The 16551-nt window shown below is 67.2% G+C and carries 13 protein-coding genes; 6 read left to right on the top strand and 7 right to left on the bottom strand.

The features are described 5' to 3' along the window. Positions 1–76: 76 nt before the first annotated feature. Together OJI97_RS02280 and OJI97_RS02285 are read left to right on the top strand one after the other, a co-directional pair. Positions 77–4267 carry a hypothetical protein gene (locus OJI97_RS02280; protein ID WP_297660732.1) on the top strand — a complete coding sequence of 1397 codons (4191 nt, stop codon included), beginning with the start codon at positions 77–79 and terminating at the stop codon, positions 4265–4267. Between the two features lie 31 nt (positions 4268–4298). Next, the gene (locus OJI97_RS02285; protein ID WP_297660734.1) at positions 4299–4640 is read left to right on the top strand and encodes a hypothetical protein; all 342 of its coding nucleotides are present in this window, start codon (positions 4299–4301) and stop codon (positions 4638–4640) included. 49 nt (positions 4641–4689) lie between these two features. On the opposite strand, the gene OJI97_RS02290 is transcribed toward OJI97_RS02285, so the two are convergent. After that, positions 4690–6246: a winged helix-turn-helix domain-containing protein gene (locus OJI97_RS02290; RefSeq protein ID WP_297660736.1), complete on the bottom strand. Its 1557-nt coding sequence runs from the start codon at positions 6244–6246 to the stop codon at positions 4690–4692. 108 nt (positions 6247–6354) lie between these two features. On the opposite strand from OJI97_RS02290, the gene OJI97_RS02295 reads away from it, so the two are divergent. After that, the gene (locus OJI97_RS02295; protein ID WP_297660738.1) at positions 6355–6951 is read left to right on the top strand and encodes a helix-turn-helix transcriptional regulator; all 597 of its coding nucleotides are present in this window, start codon (positions 6355–6357) and stop codon (positions 6949–6951) included. On the opposite strand, the gene OJI97_RS02300 is transcribed toward OJI97_RS02295, so the two are convergent. Continuing rightward, the gene (locus OJI97_RS02300; RefSeq protein WP_297660740.1) at positions 6914–7345 is read right to left on the bottom strand and encodes a DUF3828 domain-containing protein; all 432 of its coding nucleotides are present in this window, start codon (positions 7343–7345) and stop codon (positions 6914–6916) included. The two genes, OJI97_RS02295 and OJI97_RS02300, sit on opposite strands and share 38 nt — an antisense overlap. 219 nt (positions 7346–7564) lie before the next feature. On the opposite strand from OJI97_RS02300, the gene OJI97_RS02305 reads away from it, so the two are divergent. Next, positions 7565–9025: an ATP-binding protein gene (locus OJI97_RS02305; protein ID WP_297660743.1), complete on the top strand. Its 1461-nt coding sequence runs from the start codon at positions 7565–7567 to the stop codon at positions 9023–9025. A 92-nt stretch (positions 9026–9117) separates the two neighbouring features. Here OJI97_RS02305 and OJI97_RS02310 read toward each other — a convergent pair whose 3' ends face one another. Both OJI97_RS02310 and OJI97_RS02315 read right to left on the bottom strand, forming a co-directional pair. Then, positions 9118–10023, bottom strand: coding sequence for an oxygenase MpaB family protein (locus OJI97_RS02310; RefSeq protein ID WP_297660746.1), 906 nt, complete (start codon positions 10021–10023; stop codon positions 9118–9120). Between the two features lie 28 nt (positions 10024–10051). Further along, positions 10052–12511: a TonB-dependent receptor gene (locus OJI97_RS02315; protein WP_297660748.1), complete on the bottom strand. Its 2460-nt coding sequence runs from the start codon at positions 12509–12511 to the stop codon at positions 10052–10054. Positions 12512–12659: 148 nt separating this feature from the next. Between OJI97_RS02315 and OJI97_RS02320 the strand changes: the two genes are divergently transcribed. Next, positions 12660–13409, top strand: a complete 750-nt coding sequence (locus OJI97_RS02320) for a helix-turn-helix transcriptional regulator (protein ID WP_297660751.1) — start codon at positions 12660–12662, stop codon at positions 13407–13409. Between the two features lie 10 nt (positions 13410–13419). Here the strand turns inward: OJI97_RS02320 and OJI97_RS02325 are convergent, their stop codons facing one another. Together OJI97_RS02325 and OJI97_RS02330 are read right to left on the bottom strand one after the other, a co-directional pair. After that, complete coding sequence (locus tag OJI97_RS02325; RefSeq protein ID WP_297660754.1) at positions 13420–13806, bottom strand: type II toxin-antitoxin system VapC family toxin; 387 nt, start codon at positions 13804–13806, stop codon at positions 13420–13422. After that, on the bottom strand, positions 13803–14099 hold the full coding sequence (locus tag OJI97_RS02330; protein ID WP_297660836.1) for a type II toxin-antitoxin system VapB family antitoxin: 297 nt from the start codon (positions 14097–14099) through the stop codon (positions 13803–13805). Before OJI97_RS02330 ends, OJI97_RS02325 begins: the two co-directional genes overlap by 4 nt. A 109-nt stretch (positions 14100–14208) precedes the next feature. Between OJI97_RS02330 and OJI97_RS02335 the strand changes: the two genes are divergently transcribed. After that, positions 14209–15345 (top strand): acyl-CoA dehydrogenase family protein, encoded by a 1137-nt coding sequence (locus tag OJI97_RS02335; RefSeq protein WP_297660757.1) that lies wholly within the window; start codon positions 14209–14211, stop codon positions 15343–15345. Positions 15346–15469: 124 nt separating this feature from the next. Here OJI97_RS02335 and OJI97_RS02340 read toward each other — a convergent pair whose 3' ends face one another. Next, entirely contained in the window at positions 15470–16492 is a 1023-nt protein-coding gene (locus OJI97_RS02340) for an acyl-CoA dehydrogenase family protein (RefSeq protein ID WP_297660760.1), read from the bottom strand. Between the last annotated feature and the right edge of the window lie 59 nt (positions 16493–16551).

Consider the following 16551-nt stretch of genomic DNA (forward strand, 5'->3'; position numbering starts at 1 on the left):
CCCGATCCGGCGACTGTCCGGCCATCTCCTGATCCCACCGGCGCGTCCCGCCGGCCGGGAACGGGAGAAACATCGGATGCGTATCGCTACCGCCTTGATGACCGCCGCCGCGCCGCTCGCGCTCGCCGCCGCGCTGACCTTCGCCACGCCCGCCTGGGCCGATCCGACCGTGGACTGCAACGTCAACGCCGGCCCGGATGGGATTCCCGGTAATGCGGACGATCCGATCGACACGCTGGAATGCGGGGTCGATGCGACGTCCTCCGCCACGCAAAGCACCGCCATCGGCAACGGGAGCACCGCCACCGGCTCCGCGAGCACTGCCGTCGGCAAGGCCAGCGAAGCCACCGGCGATTTCAGTACCGCAACCGGCAGCTTCAGCAACGCCACTGGCAACGGGAGCACCGCCACCGGGAATGGCAGCTTCGCCACGGGCACCGGAAGCACCGCTACCGGGAACGGCAGCGTCGCCAGCAAAAGCGGCAGCACCGCTACTGGCCAAATCAGCCTCGCCAGCGGCACTTTGGCCACCGCCACCGGCACGCAAAGCGCTGCTACCGCCCAGGACAGCACCGCCACCGGTGCCTATAGCCAGGCAAACGGAGAAGAGAGCACCGCCACCGGCCAAGGCAGTCTGGCCGACAAAGACTACAGCACCGCCACGGGTGCGCTCAGCATAGCCAGCGGCCTGAGCAGCACCGCCACCGGGGCGCTCAGCACCGCGAGCGGCCAGAACAGCACCGCCACAGGGATGTTTAGCATCGCCACAGGCCTGAGCAGCACGGCGCTCGGTCAAGCCGCCAAAGCCTCCGCCGATAACGCGGTCGCGTTGGGAGCATCCTCACTCGCCGATCAGGTAAACACCGTGTCGGTCGGCAGCGACGATCCCACGACCGGCTTCACCCGCCGCATCGTCAACGTCGCCACCGGCACCGGAGCGACCGATGCCGTCAACGTCGCCCAGCTCGAGACCGCGATCGCGATGGTTGCGGGTGGGGCAAATCCCTTCATCGCCTTCTCCGCGGTCCCCACCGCGCCAGCTATCGCGAGTGGCAGCGAAACCGTAGCGATCGGTCAGAGCGCAGCCGCCACCGGCAATGAAAGCACCGCCATCGGCACCTACAGCAGCGCCGGCGAGGTCGGAACCACGGCACTCGGGCACGCCAGCAACGCAAGCAGCCGAGGCAGCACTGCCGTCGGCGCTTCCAGCACCGCCACCGGAACCAGCAGTACCGCCGCAGGGACGCTGAGCACCGCCAGCGGCGAGTATAGCACCGCTACCGGCGCGCTGAGCAGCGCCAGCGGTGAGTTCAGCACCGCCACCGGGGTGAGCAGCCTGGCGGACGGCGCCGAAAGCACCGCCACGGGCGAAGGGAGCCATGCCAGCGACTATAGCACCGCCACCGGCCGACTGAGCGCTGCCACGGGCCTGTCCAGCACCGCCACCGGCCACAACAGCGTCGCGAGCGGAATAGCGAGCACCGCCACGGGTGCGGGCAGTCAAGCCGGCGGCGATTCTAGCACCGCCACGGGCGACCTCAGCATGGCCAGCGGCGACCAAAGCACCGCTGCCGGACAGAGCGCCACCGCCATCGGCTTCGCCAGTACGGCGCTCGGCCAAGGAGCCAATGCCTCAGGCATCAATGCCATTGCGCTCGGGGCTGGATCGGTCGCAGATCAGAAAGATACGGTATCGGTCGGCGCGTCGGGCGCAGAGCGCCGCGTCGTCAACGTGGCCACGGCCACGGCGGGGACCGACGCCGTCAACCTCGCCCAGCTCAACGCGGCGATCGCGATGGTTTCGGGCGGAACCAACCCCTATTTCGCATATTCCTTTACCGGCGCGCCGGCTTCGGCGAGCGGCGTCTCGGCGATGGCGCTGGGTCAGGACGCGACTGCCGATGGCGACCAGGCAACGGCGATCGGGCCGGGAAGCGGCGCGAGCGGCGATTATAGCGTCGGCCTCGGTGCCCTCAGCAGCGCCGGGGGAGCGAGTTCCGTCGCGATCGGCGGCGCTGTCGATATTGGCGGCGGGGTCCTGGCAACCGCCAGCGCCGGCGGCCGGAACAGCACCGCTCTGGGTGCCGGCGCGGTCGCGTCGGCCGACGGCAGCGTCGCGCTCGGCGCGCAATCTGCTGCGGACCGGGCGGGCACCGTCTCGGTCGGCAGCGCCGGCACCGAACGGCAGATCGTCAACGTCGCCGCCGGCTCGCAGGCCACGGACGCGGTGAACCTCGGCCAGCTCGACGATGTAGCGACGACCGCCAGCACGGCCCTGGCGAATGCGACGGCAGCGCAGACCACAGCCGGTACTGCGCTCACCAATGCGGCAACGGCGCAGGGTGCGGCGAACATGGCCCAAGACACCGCGGATACCGCGCTCACCAACGCGGCAACGGCGCAGGGTGCGGCGAACATAGCCCAAAGCACCGCGGATACCGCGCTTGCCAATGCGGCAACGGCGCAGGGTGCTGCGAACATAGCCCAAGGCACCGCGGACACCGCGCTTGCCAACGCGGCAACGGCGCAGGGTGCGGCGAACATGGCCCAAGGCACCGCGGATACCGCGCTTGCCAACGCGGCAACGGCGCAGGGTGCGGCGGACATGGCCCAAGGCACCGCGGATACCGCTCTTGCCAATGCCGCCGCGGCTCAGAGTACGGCGGACAGTGCGCTGACCGATGCAGCGACCGCGCAAGCGACCGCCGATCAGGCTTTCGCTGCCGGCCAAACCAACGCGGCAGCGATCCAGACCGTGCAGTCCACCGCCGATACCGCGCTCGCCAATGCCGCCGCGGCCCAATCCACCGCCGATACGGCGCTCGGCCGTGCGGACACCGCCCAGGCAGCGGCCGACACGGCACTTGCCGATGCAGCCACCGCGCAGAGCACGGCGAACATAGCGCGCATCGAAGCCGGGACCGCGCAAACGACCGCCGATACCGCCCTCGCCAACGCCGCTACCGCGCAGACCGCGGCCGACACCGCTCAGGCAACGGCCGACACGGCACTCACCGATGCAGCCACCGCGCAGGCCGCAGCCGGCGCCGCCCAGACAACGGCCGACACGGCGCTCGCCGATGCAGCGACCGCGCAGGGCACGGCCGATGTCGCACGCGAAGAGGCCGGAACCGCGCAGGCGACCGCGAATCAGGCGCTCGCCACCGGCCAGACCAACGCTGCGGCGATCCTGACCGTGCAAGCCACCGCCGACACTGCGCTTACCAAGGCAGACACGGCGCTCGGCCATGCCGGTATGGCCCAGACGACGGCCGACACCGCGTCTACCAAGGCGGCGGCGGCGCAGACGACGGCGAACGCCGCGCTCGCCGATGCAGCCTCCGCACGGGGCGCCGCCGACGCGGCCCTTACCCAGGCCGGGGCCGCACAGGTAACCGCCGATCTGGCGCTGACGCGGACCGGCTATATCGCGGTGAACGGCAGCGGATCTGCCCCCGCCGCCGTCGGCGTCAACGCAATCGCGATCGGCGGGGCGGCCAGCGCGGCCAGTGACGATGCCGTCGCGATCGGCACGGGCGCGAGCGCGTCCGACGGCCGGGCGGTGTCGATCGGCTATGGCAATCTCGCCTCGGGCAATGGCGCGGTCGCGATCGGCGATCCCAATAGCGCCGCCGGGACCGGCGCAGTCGCTATCGGCGAGAACAACAGCGCCACCGGCATCGGCGCGGTCGCTCTCGGCAATGGCAACAGCGCCATGGGCGACGGTGCGATCGCGCTGGGCAACGGCGCGATGGCGAACGCGGCGGGCGCCGTCGCGATCGGCCCCGATGCCGAGGCGACACGGATCGGCCAGGTCGCGCTGGGCTCTGCGCACTCCACCTATACACTGTCCGGGATCGCCTCCGATGCCAGCCGGGCGGCGCAACAGGGCGCGGTCAACCTCGTCACCACCGACCTCGCGGGCAATCTCGCGACGCTCGACCTCGACGTGGGCATGCTCACCAATGTCGGCGGCCGGATCGGCGCGCTGGAGGAGCATGTCGCCACGCTCGACACCGAGATCGGGCGGGGCTTCCGGCGCGCCAATGGCGGGATCGCGGCGGCAATGGCGATGGGCGGTACGGTGATGCCGCCGGACACCCGTTTGGCCATCTCCTTCAACCTCGCCACCTATCGCGGCCAGCAGGGGTTTTCCGGCGCCGTGGTGGCGCGGATCACCGATCATGTCTGGGTCTCGGGCGGTTTCGCCGGTTCCACCGTGCGCGGCTCCACGGGCGGCCGCGCCGGCATCACCTTCGGCTGGTGACGACGGCCGCATCCGCAAAGGAAAGCGAACGATGGCGAAAAAGATCGATCTTCATCCCGGCGAAACCGAGATCGGCGTCTGGACCCTGTTCTATCTGCCTCCCTATGGCGGCAAGTTCAACGGCACGCTCACCGTCACCGACCGCCGGCTGATCTACGACGCCTCCGATGACGCCAGCTTCAGCGGCGTGCTCGCCAACAAGACGGCGAGCGGCCGGCTGGAGATCGCCAAGACCGAGATCCGCGACATCGAGGTCACGCGCAGCCTGTTCCACAAACGCGCGCTGCTGACGCTCGCCGATGGCAGTTTCCACATGTTCGACCGCGGCGCGATGAGCATCGACAAGGTCGCCGCAGCGATGGAGGCGCATTGATATGCCGGTTCGCGGCGGCCTTTCCGTCGTGCTCGTTCGGACGCCCCCCTCAGGTGCGCCGGTAATCGGGCTGCACGCCCGTCTCGCGCCAATAGCGTTCGAGGCCCAGCTCCTCGGTCAGGCGACGAAAGCGCCGATCCGTGCGCATAGCCCGGGTGGAAGGAAGGAACAATATGCCTGTTTCGCGATCCTCGAGCGCGGAATAATAGTTCGAGCCTGGGCCATTTCGTTCCGGTATCGTGAAACCGCGCCCGAAGAAAAAGGCATCCGCCAGCACAAAGGCCTCGTCGACCAGGCCGAGCGCGGCGAAACATTCGACCATCTTGCCTGCGTAGCCCCAGCTCGAACGCGCCAGCTCCATCCCTTCCGCCGCAAAACGGGCTATGTCGTTCGGCGGGCGGTTCTCGAACAGATACGCGATCCGGCCGAGGCGGTCCCAATCCCCCTGGACCGGACGACCCGAGCGGTCGGCGATCAGCGCGGCGGCGGCACCCGCCCGGCCGCTGAACAAATAGATATTGTAGCGCAGGAAAAAGATGTTGGAATGCGTCGGATAGAGGGCGACCGCCTCCGCGATACGCCGATCCGCTTCCTCCAGACGGCCGGCCGCCCACAAGGCTTCGATCAGATAATAATATTCGCCGGGTTCCAGCGTCCGCCGACGGTTGCCGCCGCCCATGCGGCCCAATATGTCCGCAGCCTCCGCGAACCGGCCGACCATACCCAATATGTAGCCGAGCGTGACGCGGAACAGATCCTCCTCCGGACGAGCGCGCCCCGCGCCTCGCAGCGCGCGCTCGATTTCCAGCCAGTGGCCGCGCCACGGCCGGGCAAAGGCCAGCGCGACCCGGGCCATGCCGTTGCCGGGGTCGATGGCGAACGCGCGCGCCGCGGCGGCGCGGGCGCGGTCGCGGCGCGCCTCTCGCTCCCCGGCGGGATAGTAATGCGACGAATAGGCATAGACGAAGCCCAGCGCGCCCCAGCCGTCGGCATAATCGGGCGCCAGCTCCACCACATGCCGGAACAGGCCCGCGGCCTCGATCTGCGCATCGCGGTTGCCTTGGAACATCATCGTCCAGCCCCGCCCCATCAGCCCCTGGACCTCGGGCGAAACGGCGGGGGGCGCGGCACGCCGGTACAGCCAGGCGCCGCCGGCCAAAGCGGCGATACCCAGCGCCGCCCCGCCCAATGCGAAACCGCGCCGCGTCGGACGCGCAGCCGGCGATGGCGCGCGCCCCGGCGGCAAGACAGACGAAGCCGCCTCGCGCCCTTCTTCGACAAGCCGGTAACCGATCTTGGTGATCGTCTCGATCACAAAGCTGCCCGCACCGATGCCGTCCGCTGCCTTGCGAAGACGGGAGATGACGCGATTGATCGCATCGTCGCCGACGATCCGGCCGTCCCAGCAGGAGCGGGTCAACTCGTCGCGCGTCACGATACCGCCATCGGTCCGGTGGAGCGCGATCAATACCTGCATCACCCGATGTTCCAGCACCTCGCGCTGCCCGTCTTCGCGCCTGAGCTCGCGCCGCGCCGGCGACACCGACAGCCTGCCGATAACGAGGTCGGCTTCGTGCGCCAGATCTATCCGCTCCGCAGACCCCATGCTCCCTCCCGGTCCCTGCCCGGCGCGAATCTATCGAACCTCGGCCCAAGCGTCGAGTCCGCGTTGCCGATGCCAGCCCGTGACGCAGTCAAATGAAATGGATTGAGTATGCGCCATATATCGCCCGATAATCAGTCGATGCGGCTGCTGAAATCCTATCTTGCCGCTTATCGCACGCTTCACGACGCCGGTCCCACCGCCGAACTCGCGCACCGCGTCGCGATCCATGTCGCCGATCTGGTCGCACTGGCGGCGGGAACGAACAGCGATGCGACCGGGACCGCATCGGGGCGCGAACTGCACGCCGCGCGACTGGATGCGATCAAGCATTGGACGCTCGCCCGCCTCACTTCGCCCAGTCTCAACATCGCCGCGGCTGCCGCGGCAGCCGGATTGAGTACGCGGTCGGTTCAATTGCTATTCAAGGCCGACGGCGCGACCTTTACCGGGTTCGTTCTGCGCGAGCGGCTGACGCTGGCGCACCGCCGCCTGTCGATGCCCCGGCTTCAGAAAGGGACGATTACCGAGATCGCCTATGATTGCGGCTTCGGCGATTTGAGCTATTTCACGAACAGCTTTCGCAAGGCCTATGGCGAAACGCCGTCCGAAGTGCGGCACGGGGCCTTTGCCGCCCCCGGCGCTCCTTCGCGGCCTGCCGACAGGATGGTCATTCCCCCTTCAACAGACTCGCGCCGTCTTCGATGATATCGCCGACGAACCAGCGGCCGCCGCGACGGACGAGCAGCAGCGTCACGCTGTGATGCTCGCCGAAATTGTCGAAATCGACCTGCGCCGCAGCCCCGCCTTTGCGTTCGACGAGCGACGCGATGCGATAGGTGAAGTCGCCGGTGTCCTGACAGCTGCATAAGGGATCGTAACCGAGGCCGAGGTCGCCATCGCTCTGCCGGCGGATCGACCGCCGTAATTCGGGGGTATAAAGTCTATCCAGGTCGGGAACATCATCATGGACATAAGCGGTATAGATCCTGCCGATCAGCGCCTGCGCGCCCGCCAAATCCGATCCCGGCTGCGCCGCCGCGGCCACGGCGAGAGAGCCGCCGGACACGAGGGCCAGCAAGAGCATTTCGACGTTTCGCATGACTTCCCTTTCATCGCATGACCGCAAGACCATCTGTTCTGGCCGGTGATTTGTCTTGGGCCGCGGCGAAGGCCGCCTTTCTCTCATGCGAAAGAATCCCGGATGATGACGCCTCGGTCCGCGCGATCCGGTCCGTTCCCCCCTTTGCTCCCCTACATTTCCAGCCTTCGGGCGGCTGGCCTGTTGTCAAGCCGGTGGCCGCCCGATAGGGCTCGCGCCGTGAACAGCAGCATCGAAATCGGAACCGACGACCGGGGCAGCGCCGTTCACGTCAATGTGCAGGAATTGCTCGCGACGCGCCTGCTCGTCCAGGGCAATTCGGGGTCGGGCAAGTCGCACCTGCTGCGCCGCCTGCTCGAAGAGAGCGCGGGACTCGTCCAGCAGGTGGTGATCGATCCCGAGGGCGATTTCGTCACGCTGGCAGACCGCTACAACCACATCGTCGTCAACGCGGGCGACTATAGCGAGCGCGAGATCGCCGCGATGGGCGCGCGCATCCGCGAGCATCGCGCCTCGGTGATCGTGGCGCTCGACACGCTCGACATCGAGGCGCAGATGAGCTGCGCTGCGGTGTTTCTCAATGCCCTGTTCGATGCGCCGCGCGAGCACTGGTTTCCCGCGCTCGTCGTCGTCGACGAAGCGCAGATGTTCGCGCCGAGCGCGTCGGGCGACGTCTCCGACACCGTCCGCCGCGCGAGCCTGTCGGCGATGACGAACCTGATGTGCCGCGGCCGCAAGCGCGGCCTCGCGGGCGCGATCGCGACGCAGCGACTTGCCAAGCTCGCCAAGAATGTCGCGGCCGAGGCGAGCAATTTCCTGATGGGCCGCACCTTCCTCGACATCGACATGGCGCGCGCCGCCGACCTGCTCGGCATGGAGCGGCGGCAAGCCGAGGCGATCCGCGACCTCGAACGCGGGCATTTCCTGGGGCTCGGCCCGGCGATCTCGCGGCGCCCGGTCGCGGTGAAGATCGGCTCGACCGAAACCGCGACGCGCGCCGGGACGCACGGCCTGCTGCCGCTGCCGAGCGCCGAGCCGCAGGACATGCGGACGATGCTGTTCGCCGAACTCGAAACGCAGCCGCTCCCGACGCCGGCGCCCGCGCCGAAGCCGGTCGCGGCGCAGGAGTTGATCCAGCGCTTCGCCGAGCAGGATGCGGATGACGAAGCCCCCGTAGCGGCGCCGACTTTATTCCCCAAAGCCGACGTGCCCGATGCCGAGCCGGCGATCGTCGCCGCGCTCGAAGACATGCTCGCCGACCCCGATTGTGCCTTTCACCCCGAATCCTTTCTCTATCAGGATTTCTCGGTGCGCTGCCGGATGCAAAAGCTGGGGCGGGTGCCGCTCGATCTCGCGCAGTTTCGCAAACGGTTCGCGCTGGCGAAGGGCGGCATCTTCGACCCCGCCGACGACAAATGGCGCGAGCTTCTGGCCGCCGCGAACCGGCTCCCCGACGACATGCTCGCGCCATTCGTGCAGATCGCGCGCGCCGCGATCGAAGGCAGCCCTTGCCCCGACGACGACGCGCTCGGCCGCGCCTATGGCACGCGCTCGCCGGGCCGCATCCGGCGGCTCGTCGACTATATGGAAAAGCAGGGCGCGATCGTCGTGCGCTCCGATTTCGGCGGTCGGCGCTCGATCGGCATCCCCGAATTGGGGCTCAGCACCGAGGCGGAATAGGCTGGCCGTCTTACTTGCTCCCCCCGCGAAGGCGGGGGTCCAGCGTCGCCTGGCGCCATCTCGCTCTGGATCCCCGCCTTCGCGGGGAAACATCATGCAAAGGATCGCTGAAGAGAGGGGTTCGCCAGCAACCGCTGCTGCTCAGCCTGCGAGCGGTATAGAAAATCAGCAGGAAGCCCGAGGCGCAGGCTCGCCTGACACGGCGCCGACGTCCGACTGGCGAAACGGTCGGCCAATTTGCCCGCCCCGCGCAAGAGCAGCCGGTCGGCTCGCGTCAGGTCATATTTTGGCCCAAGGTCGAGCCGGCGGCGGATATGCGCGGGGAGCAGCGACACCGATGCCCGCGCGATCGCGCGATGCAGGAAACGCGGCGTCCCGGGCGCGGCGCGGCCCGACTGGATGATATCGAGAAACTCGAAGATGATCGGATGCGCCTCGAACCGCGATTCGAGCGTCGCCATCATTGCCATGAACCCATCGACCGATGCCGGCGTGTGCCGCGCGCCGAACTCGCGCCCGATCGCATCGCCATCGCGCATGAAGCGATCCTTGTCGGCCTCGCCGAGCGGATGGACGAAACGGTCATAGGCCATCAGAAAGCCATAGGAGGCCGTCGCCGCGACCCAATCGAGCAGCACCGGGTCGAGCGCCCGATAGGGTTCGCCCGCGGGGGTCTTGCCCTTCACCGGCCCGTGCAGGCGATTGACCTTGCCGATCACCTCCTTCGCGACGCTTGCCGGGCCGTAGCAGGCGAGCATCGCAACGAGCCCGGTGCGGCGTGAGCGGCCGATCGGATCGACTTTGTAGGTCGAATGATCCCACACCCCCGAGCGGATGCGCGGTTCGGCAAATTCGAGCAGCACCGCTGCGATGCCGCCGATGCCGAGCGCGATCGGATTCTTGTAGACGCGCCACTGGACGCTGTCGGGCGCAAGCAGGGCCGGTTCCCCGGCGGGAGAGGCAAAATCGATTATCGTGCCCAGATAATTGCCCTGCATATCTGCCTGCGCCCTTCGCGTATCGGTCTTAGAAATCGTAACCCAGCGTCAGGCCAAAGGTTCGCGGCTGGTTGGCGAAGCGAACCACGACGTTGGCGTTGCTGGCGACCGACGACCAATAATATTTGTTGAACAGATTCTTCGACCACAGCGACAGCGACCACCCCGCCTCCGACTTGAGGCCCAGGCTGGCGTTCACGACGGCGAAGGAGTCGATCTTGTAGAGCGGATCATCCTCGAAGATCGTGTTCGACTTGCTCTGATAGCGCAGGCTGACCGCGCCATTGACGTTCAGCGTGTCGCTCACCGGCGTGTCATAGGCGGCAACGATGCTGCCCTGGAAGTGCGGGCTGTAGATGAACTCCGCGCCGTCGAAATTCTGCGGCTGACCGGCGGCATTGGTGCCGACATAGTCGATCACGCGCGTCTTCAGCCACAGACCGTTGGCGGAAATCGTCACGCCCTGAGCCGGACGCAGCGTCAATTCGCCTTCGACGCCATAGGCCTTCGACTTCGGCACATTGTCGAGCCGCGCCAGCGCCGTATAGATCGGATCGGCGAAATAGGTGCTGATCTGCTTGTCCTTATAATCGTAATAGAAGGCAGCCAGATTCGCCTGAAGCAGGCGGTCGGCCAGCGTCGCCTTCAGGCCGACTTCATAGGCGGTCAGCTTTTCCTGCGTGACCGGCGCGTTCTGGCGCGCCTTGCTCGCCGCGTTGACCGGCGAGGTGCCCGATTTATAGCCGCGGGACACCGATGCATAGACGAGCGTATCGTCGTTCGGCGACCAGTCGAGCACCACCCGCCAGGCGAGGTTGTTCTCGTCGAGCGTCGAGACCACCGGACCGAAGCTGTTCGTCACATCGTCATAGGTGTTGCACTGTCCCTCGACGATCGGTGCCGGGATCGGCAGCGTGCCGCCGGCCGAGAAGAGGAAGCGATTCACGACGTTGACGTTCGGCAACATGCTGCCCTTATAGTCGCGCGAGCAGCCGACATAGTCCTGCTTGTCCTCGGTATAGCGAAGGCCGACGGTCAGTTTGAGCTGCTCGGTCAGTTCGGCGTCGGCGTTTCCGAAGAGGCTCCACGTCTTCGTGTTCATCGTGCCGATGTCTTCATAGGTGCGGAATGCCGTCGCCATGTCGGCGGCCGTGTAACCGCCGGAATTGAAGGGCGTTTCGAGCAGATTGACGCCGGGCACGACGAGATAGGGCGCCGCGCGGATGAAGCGCGCGTTCGCATTTTCGCCGAGCATCGTGCGGTTGCTGTCGACGATCTTGTCATGGCCATAATAGCCGCCGACCAGCCAGTTGACGACGCCGCTCTCGCCCTCGAAATGAATCTCCTGCGCGAAGCTCTTGATGCGGCCGTCGGCTTTCTGCAGCAGAATCTCGAACGGCGCGCCGCTCCAGTCGGACAGCGCCTTGCGCCGAAAATCATTGTAGCTGGTCAGGCTGACGAACTTCACCGTGTCGGTGACGTCCTGATCGAGGCGCAGCTTCAGGCCCCAGAAGCGATTATTCTCTGCCAGGTCGCCGGGCAATCCGGCCCCACGTCCGATATCGGCCGAACGAGCGGCTTCGGGCGCCCAGTCGGCCTGGCTGGCCTTGGTCGGGAAATTATCGGCGATATAGTCGGCAAGCCCCGGGACGTTGAAGAAGTGCGAGGCGCTGGTGCCGGTCACGGGATTGGTCGCCGGCGTGAAGCCGATCCCCTGCCCGGCGACGGTGTCCGACTTGTTTTGCCACCAGGTCACCGACAGGTCGATGTGGGTGCCGGTGCCGGGTTCGACGGCGAGCGAGCCGCGGATGCCGAGCTTGTCGACCTTGCCGAGGCGTTCGTCGGGGCGCGAATTGCTCACCTGCCACCCCTTGTCGCTGTTCTCGCTGCGGATCGCGAGGCGCGCGGAAACCCCCTCGCCGAGCGGACCGGAAATGTGACCGGCGAAATTATAGGTCTGGTAATTGCCCAGTTCGGCGCTGACCCCGGCGTCGAAATGATCGGTCGGCTTGGCGGTGATGAAGTTGATGAGCCCCGCCGTCGTATTGCGGCCATAGAGGGTGCCCTGCGGCCCCTTCAGCACCTCGACGCGTTCCAGATCCATGATCGGGCCGGTGTTCATGATCGGATAGGCATAGGCGACCTCGTCGACATAGGTGCCGACGGTCGAGGTTGCGGACAGGTTGATCGTATTGAAGCCGATACCACGCAACGTATAGGTCGGCACACCCTGATAGCTTTGCGACACGGTGAAGCTCGGCGCCACGGCGGTCAGGTCGCGCACATCGGTGACGCGCAGATTTTCCAGCGTTTCGCTGTCGACGGCCTGAATTGCCATGCCGACATCGTTGATCGATTCGGCGCGGCGCTGCGCGGTGACGATAATGTCCCCCTCGACCGGAGCCGTCGCCTGGTCGGCTTCGACGGCAAAGGCCGGCACCGTCCCGGCCAGACCTGCCGCGGTTCCCGCGAGCAGAAAAATACGCATTGCCTTCATCATCCATCCTCCCTCAAACAGCTTGTCGCGGAGCTCGTCTATGTGCGAGCGTCGCGCGAAGCCGGATAGTGACAGAGGACCGGATTGCGGGCCGGCAAACAAGCTGGCACCTGTGTCAGGATAAGGATGGAATGGACGCGTGACCGACAGCCAGACGCTTTGCTGGAAGGAGATGCCTACCCTGATCGCCGAAATTCAGGTGGCGGGCGATGCGATCGGCCTTCCCTTCATTGCGGCGCAGGCCGATCTCGGCGATCCCGAACCGATGGCCGATGCCGAAGGCCGCCCCTATGCGGAGACGAGCTTTCGCTGGATCGATCCGGCGCACGCCTATTGGCGCGACCGCAAGCTCGCGCTCCACATCGCGTTCCTGACCGCGGCGCGGCTCGTCGCCGAACCTTTTTATTATAGCGACGGCAGCCTCCACACCTGGCGCCCGACCGGGCTGCTCGACGCGGTCGATTGCGAGCAGGCGAAAAGCACGCCCAATTTCGGCGAAGCGATCATCGCGCCGGTGCATCTGCCGCGCGGGCTCGTCGGCGCGGTCTTCTGGTGCTCGCGCGAGCCCGTCGGGGTCGAGGCGCTGTTCGAAGGCCATGCAGGCCGCCTCCACAACCTAGCGGTCAAGCTGGTCGCGACGCACAACGAGGCGCGCGGGCGGCCGCGCAACGCGACGGTGCCGCAGACGCTGACACGGCGCGAGGTCCAGTGCCTGCGCTGGGCCGCGTCAGGCAAGACCGACGGCGAGATCGGGATCATATTGACATTATCGGTCTCGACAGTGCGTTTCCATCTCCGCAACGCCGCGGCGAAGCTCGGCGCGACCGGGCGGGCGCAGTCGATCCAGATCGCCGCGGGCCTCGGCTTCGTCGGCGCGCGCGCCGCGTAGAATCCCGCCGTCAGGCCGCTTCGATGTCGGTCAGCGCGAAATCATTGCCTTTGAACAACAGCGGCTCGCCGGTCGCCTTCGCAAGGGCATAAGCGAAACAGTCGCCGAAGTTCAGTCCGGCTTTATGACGTCCCTTGCCGAAGTCGAGAAACGCCTGCCTGGCCAATTCACCCTGCTCGATCGTTACCGGCTCGATCGTAATTCCAGCGCGCCGAAAAAAGGCTTCCGCCTGGCGCGTCCCCTCGGGTCCGAGTTGGCTTTCGACGACCATCGACAGCTCGACGTGATTGGCGACACTGATCCGGCAGTTGTCGGCATCATGGATGCGTTGGGCAAAGGAAGGTGCCTCGGGTTCGCGATAGAGAATCGCGACGAGGGCGGAGGTGTCGAGGATCATCCGGGCAGGCCGTTATCGTCGTAGAGCATCTCGGCATGATCGGCATAAGCGCCTTTGAGATGGACGGCAGCACGGTCGGCGATCGCGAGCAGCTCCTCCACGCTTGCCTTGGCATTGCGGCGCTGAATCTTCGCCAGCCGGTCGCGCAAGGCATCCGTCACCACGCGGGTCATGCTCTGGCCGGTCGCCCGCGAAATCGCCTGTGCGAGACGGTGCGCTTCGGGATCCTTGACGTTCAAGCTCATATCACGCCTTTCTAGAATTTTTTCTTTCTTTCTACCATAGGGCTTCACGTTCAACAAGCGCGGTCATCTCTCGATGCAGATGCGTCCCGAAACCGCCCCTGATGCAGATACCAGCTTGGCCCACCGAGCCGCGCCGCTGTAAGCCGGGCGTATGGACATGCTGACCGACGCCCTGACCGAACCGGGACTCGCCGATTTCCGCGCCAAGGTGCGTGTTTTTCTCACCGGGAACCTGCCCGACGATCTTCGCCGCGCCGCAAGCCGCGCGACGAGCGTCTTCATCGACCCTGCCGTCACGCTGCCGTGGCAACGCATCCTGAATGCGCGCGGCTGGGCGGCGCCCGACTGGCCGGCCGAGTTCGGTGGCCCCGGCTGGAGCGAAATCGAGCGCTATATCTTCGCCGCCGAGTGCGCCGCGGCCGGCGCGCCGGGCCTCGCGCCGATGGGGCTCAAGATGGTCGCGCCGGTGATCATGCATTATGGCACGCCCGAACAGCGCGCGCACTATCTGCCGCGCATCCTGTCGGGCGAGGATTATTGGTGCCAGGGTTTCTCCGAACCCGGCGCGGGCTCCGACCTCGCCTCGCTTCAGCTTCGCGCCGTGCCCGACGGCGACGATTATGTGCTGAACGGGTCCAAGATCTGGACCACCCACGCGCATTTCGCGAACCGCATGTTCGCGCTCGTCCGCACCTCGACCGAGGGCAAGCCGCAGGCGGGGATCAGCTTCCTGTTGCTCGACATGAAGGCGCCCGGCATCACGGTCGAGCCGATCCGCACCCTCGCGGGCGACCATGAGTTCAACCAGGTTTTCTTCGACGATGTCCGCGTGCCGCAGGCGAACCGGCTCGGCGGCGAGAATGAGGGCTGGTCGGTCGCCAAACATCTGCTGACCTTCGAGCGCGGCGGCAAATATGCTCCGGGACTGATCGGGCGGCTCGAACGGCTGCGCGGCGAGGATGGTATCGGTCCGGTGCTCCGCGCCGAACTCGACCGCGAAGCGATCGGGCTCGCGGCGTTGCAGGCGCTCGAAATCAAGGCGATGCGCGGGCTCGGCGGAAGCCCGGCGCTCTATGCCTCGGTGCTCAAGATATTGGGGACCGAAGCCGCGCAGCGGATCGACACGCTCGCCTGCGAGATTGCAGGCCCCGCCGCATGGGCCGACGCCGACGGCCAGACCCCCGCCGAGCTTGCCGTCGCGGTGCCGCGCTACCTCAACGACCGCGCGGCGAGCATCTATGCGGGCTCGAACGAAATCCAGCGCGACCTGATCGCGCGGCTGATGCTGGGCTGACCGCCTCCTTTGGGATCGTCATTGCGAGCGGCGAAGCCGCGCGGCAATCCAGAGCCTGCGTAAACAGCCCTGGATTGCTTTGCTTCGCTCGCAATGGCGAAAGATGCAAACGGGCTACCGGATACTAGGCCGCCGCTTCGGCATAGCGCGCCAGATGATCGGCACGCGAACCGAATGCCGCCGCGATCGATAGCGCGCGCTTGAAACAGGCGCCGAGGCTCAGTTCCTCGGTCAGCCCCATTGCGCCGTGAATCTGCACCGCGCCTTCACCGACGATGCGGACCGCATCGGCGACCTCGACGCAGGCGGCGCTGACCGCGCGCGCGCGATCGGCGCCATCGCGGTCGACGGCAAGCACCGCGATCTCGGCGAGCGCGGCCGCCTTCATCTGCGCGAGCTGCATGTCGGCGACCCGGTGGCGCAGCGCCTGGAACGACCCGATCGCCGCCCCGAACTGCCGCCGCTGGCCCATATAATCGGCGCTGGCGGCGACCATGCGCTGCATCAGCCCCACCGCTTCGGCGCAGCGGGCCGCGAGCATCAGGTCGGATATCCATTCGGCAAGGCCGGCTGCCTCCGGCCCCGCCGCCAGCAACGCGCCATCGGCGGCGGGCGCGGTGAAGCCGAGGTCGGCGGTGACGCTGCCGTCGTGCATGATCCGGTGGCGCTGCTCGACCTTGCCCTGGTCGGCCGCAAGCAGGACGATGCCGCCGCGGTCGGCAACAAGGAACAGGTCGGCCTCGGCCGCCCCGGCAACGAGCCGCGCGACCCCATGCACCGCGCCGAGCGCAACATCGGGTATGGCGGCGCTCGATGCGGCGCAGATGATGGCCGCGCGCCGCGACCCCGCCGCAAGATCGGGCAACGCCTCATGACCGGGATCGGCCCGCGCGATCAGCATCACGGCGGCGGCGTGCGACAGCCAGTCGGCGCCCGCGAGCGCGGGACCAAGCTCGGTCATGGCAACCGCGACCTCGATGACGCCGCCGCCGAAACCGCCGGCCGCCTCGGGCACCGTCAGCCCGGCGAGCCCGATCGTATCGACCAGATCGCGCCAGCCCGGACGCGGATTACCGGCAAGCAGGCGCTGGATGCTCGCCGCGAGCATGTCGCGCTCGACGCTGTGCGGCAGATCGAGCCCGTTCATTTCAGCCGTGTCCCGTCATCGCGCATCTCGCTCTCCCTGCCCCCGCCTATGCGGCGGGC

The organism is Sphingopyxis sp., assembly GCF_025869345.1.
Classification (GTDB): Bacteria; Pseudomonadota; Alphaproteobacteria; order Sphingomonadales; family Sphingomonadaceae; genus Sphingopyxis.

Excerpts from the sequence above, each read along its gene's own strand:
- OJI97_RS02280 (WP_297660732.1), top strand. The coding sequence starts at position 77 with ATGCGTATCGCTACCGCCTTGATGACCGCCGCCGCGCCGCTCGCGCTC.
- OJI97_RS02285 (WP_297660734.1), top strand. The coding sequence starts at position 4,299 with ATGGCGAAAAAGATCGATCTTCATCCCGGCGAAACCGAGATCGGCGTC.
- OJI97_RS02290 (WP_297660736.1), bottom strand. The coding sequence starts at position 6,246 with ATGGGGTCTGCGGAGCGGATAGATCTGGCGCACGAAGCCGACCTCGTT.
- OJI97_RS02295 (WP_297660738.1), top strand. The coding sequence starts at position 6,355 with ATGCGCCATATATCGCCCGATAATCAGTCGATGCGGCTGCTGAAATCC.
- OJI97_RS02300 (WP_297660740.1), bottom strand. The coding sequence starts at position 7,345 with ATGCGAAACGTCGAAATGCTCTTGCTGGCCCTCGTGTCCGGCGGCTCT.
- OJI97_RS02310 (WP_297660746.1), bottom strand. The coding sequence starts at position 10,023 with ATGCAGGGCAATTATCTGGGCACGATAATCGATTTTGCCTCTCCCGCC.
- OJI97_RS02315 (WP_297660748.1), bottom strand. The coding sequence starts at position 12,511 with ATGCGTATTTTTCTGCTCGCGGGAACCGCGGCAGGTCTGGCCGGGACG.
- OJI97_RS02325 (WP_297660754.1), bottom strand. The coding sequence starts at position 13,806 with ATGATCCTCGACACCTCCGCCCTCGTCGCGATTCTCTATCGCGAACCC.
- OJI97_RS02335 (WP_297660757.1), top strand. The coding sequence starts at position 14,209 with ATGCTGACCGACGCCCTGACCGAACCGGGACTCGCCGATTTCCGCGCC.
- OJI97_RS02340 (WP_297660760.1), bottom strand. The coding sequence starts at position 16,492 with ATGAACGGGCTCGATCTGCCGCACAGCGTCGAGCGCGACATGCTCGCG.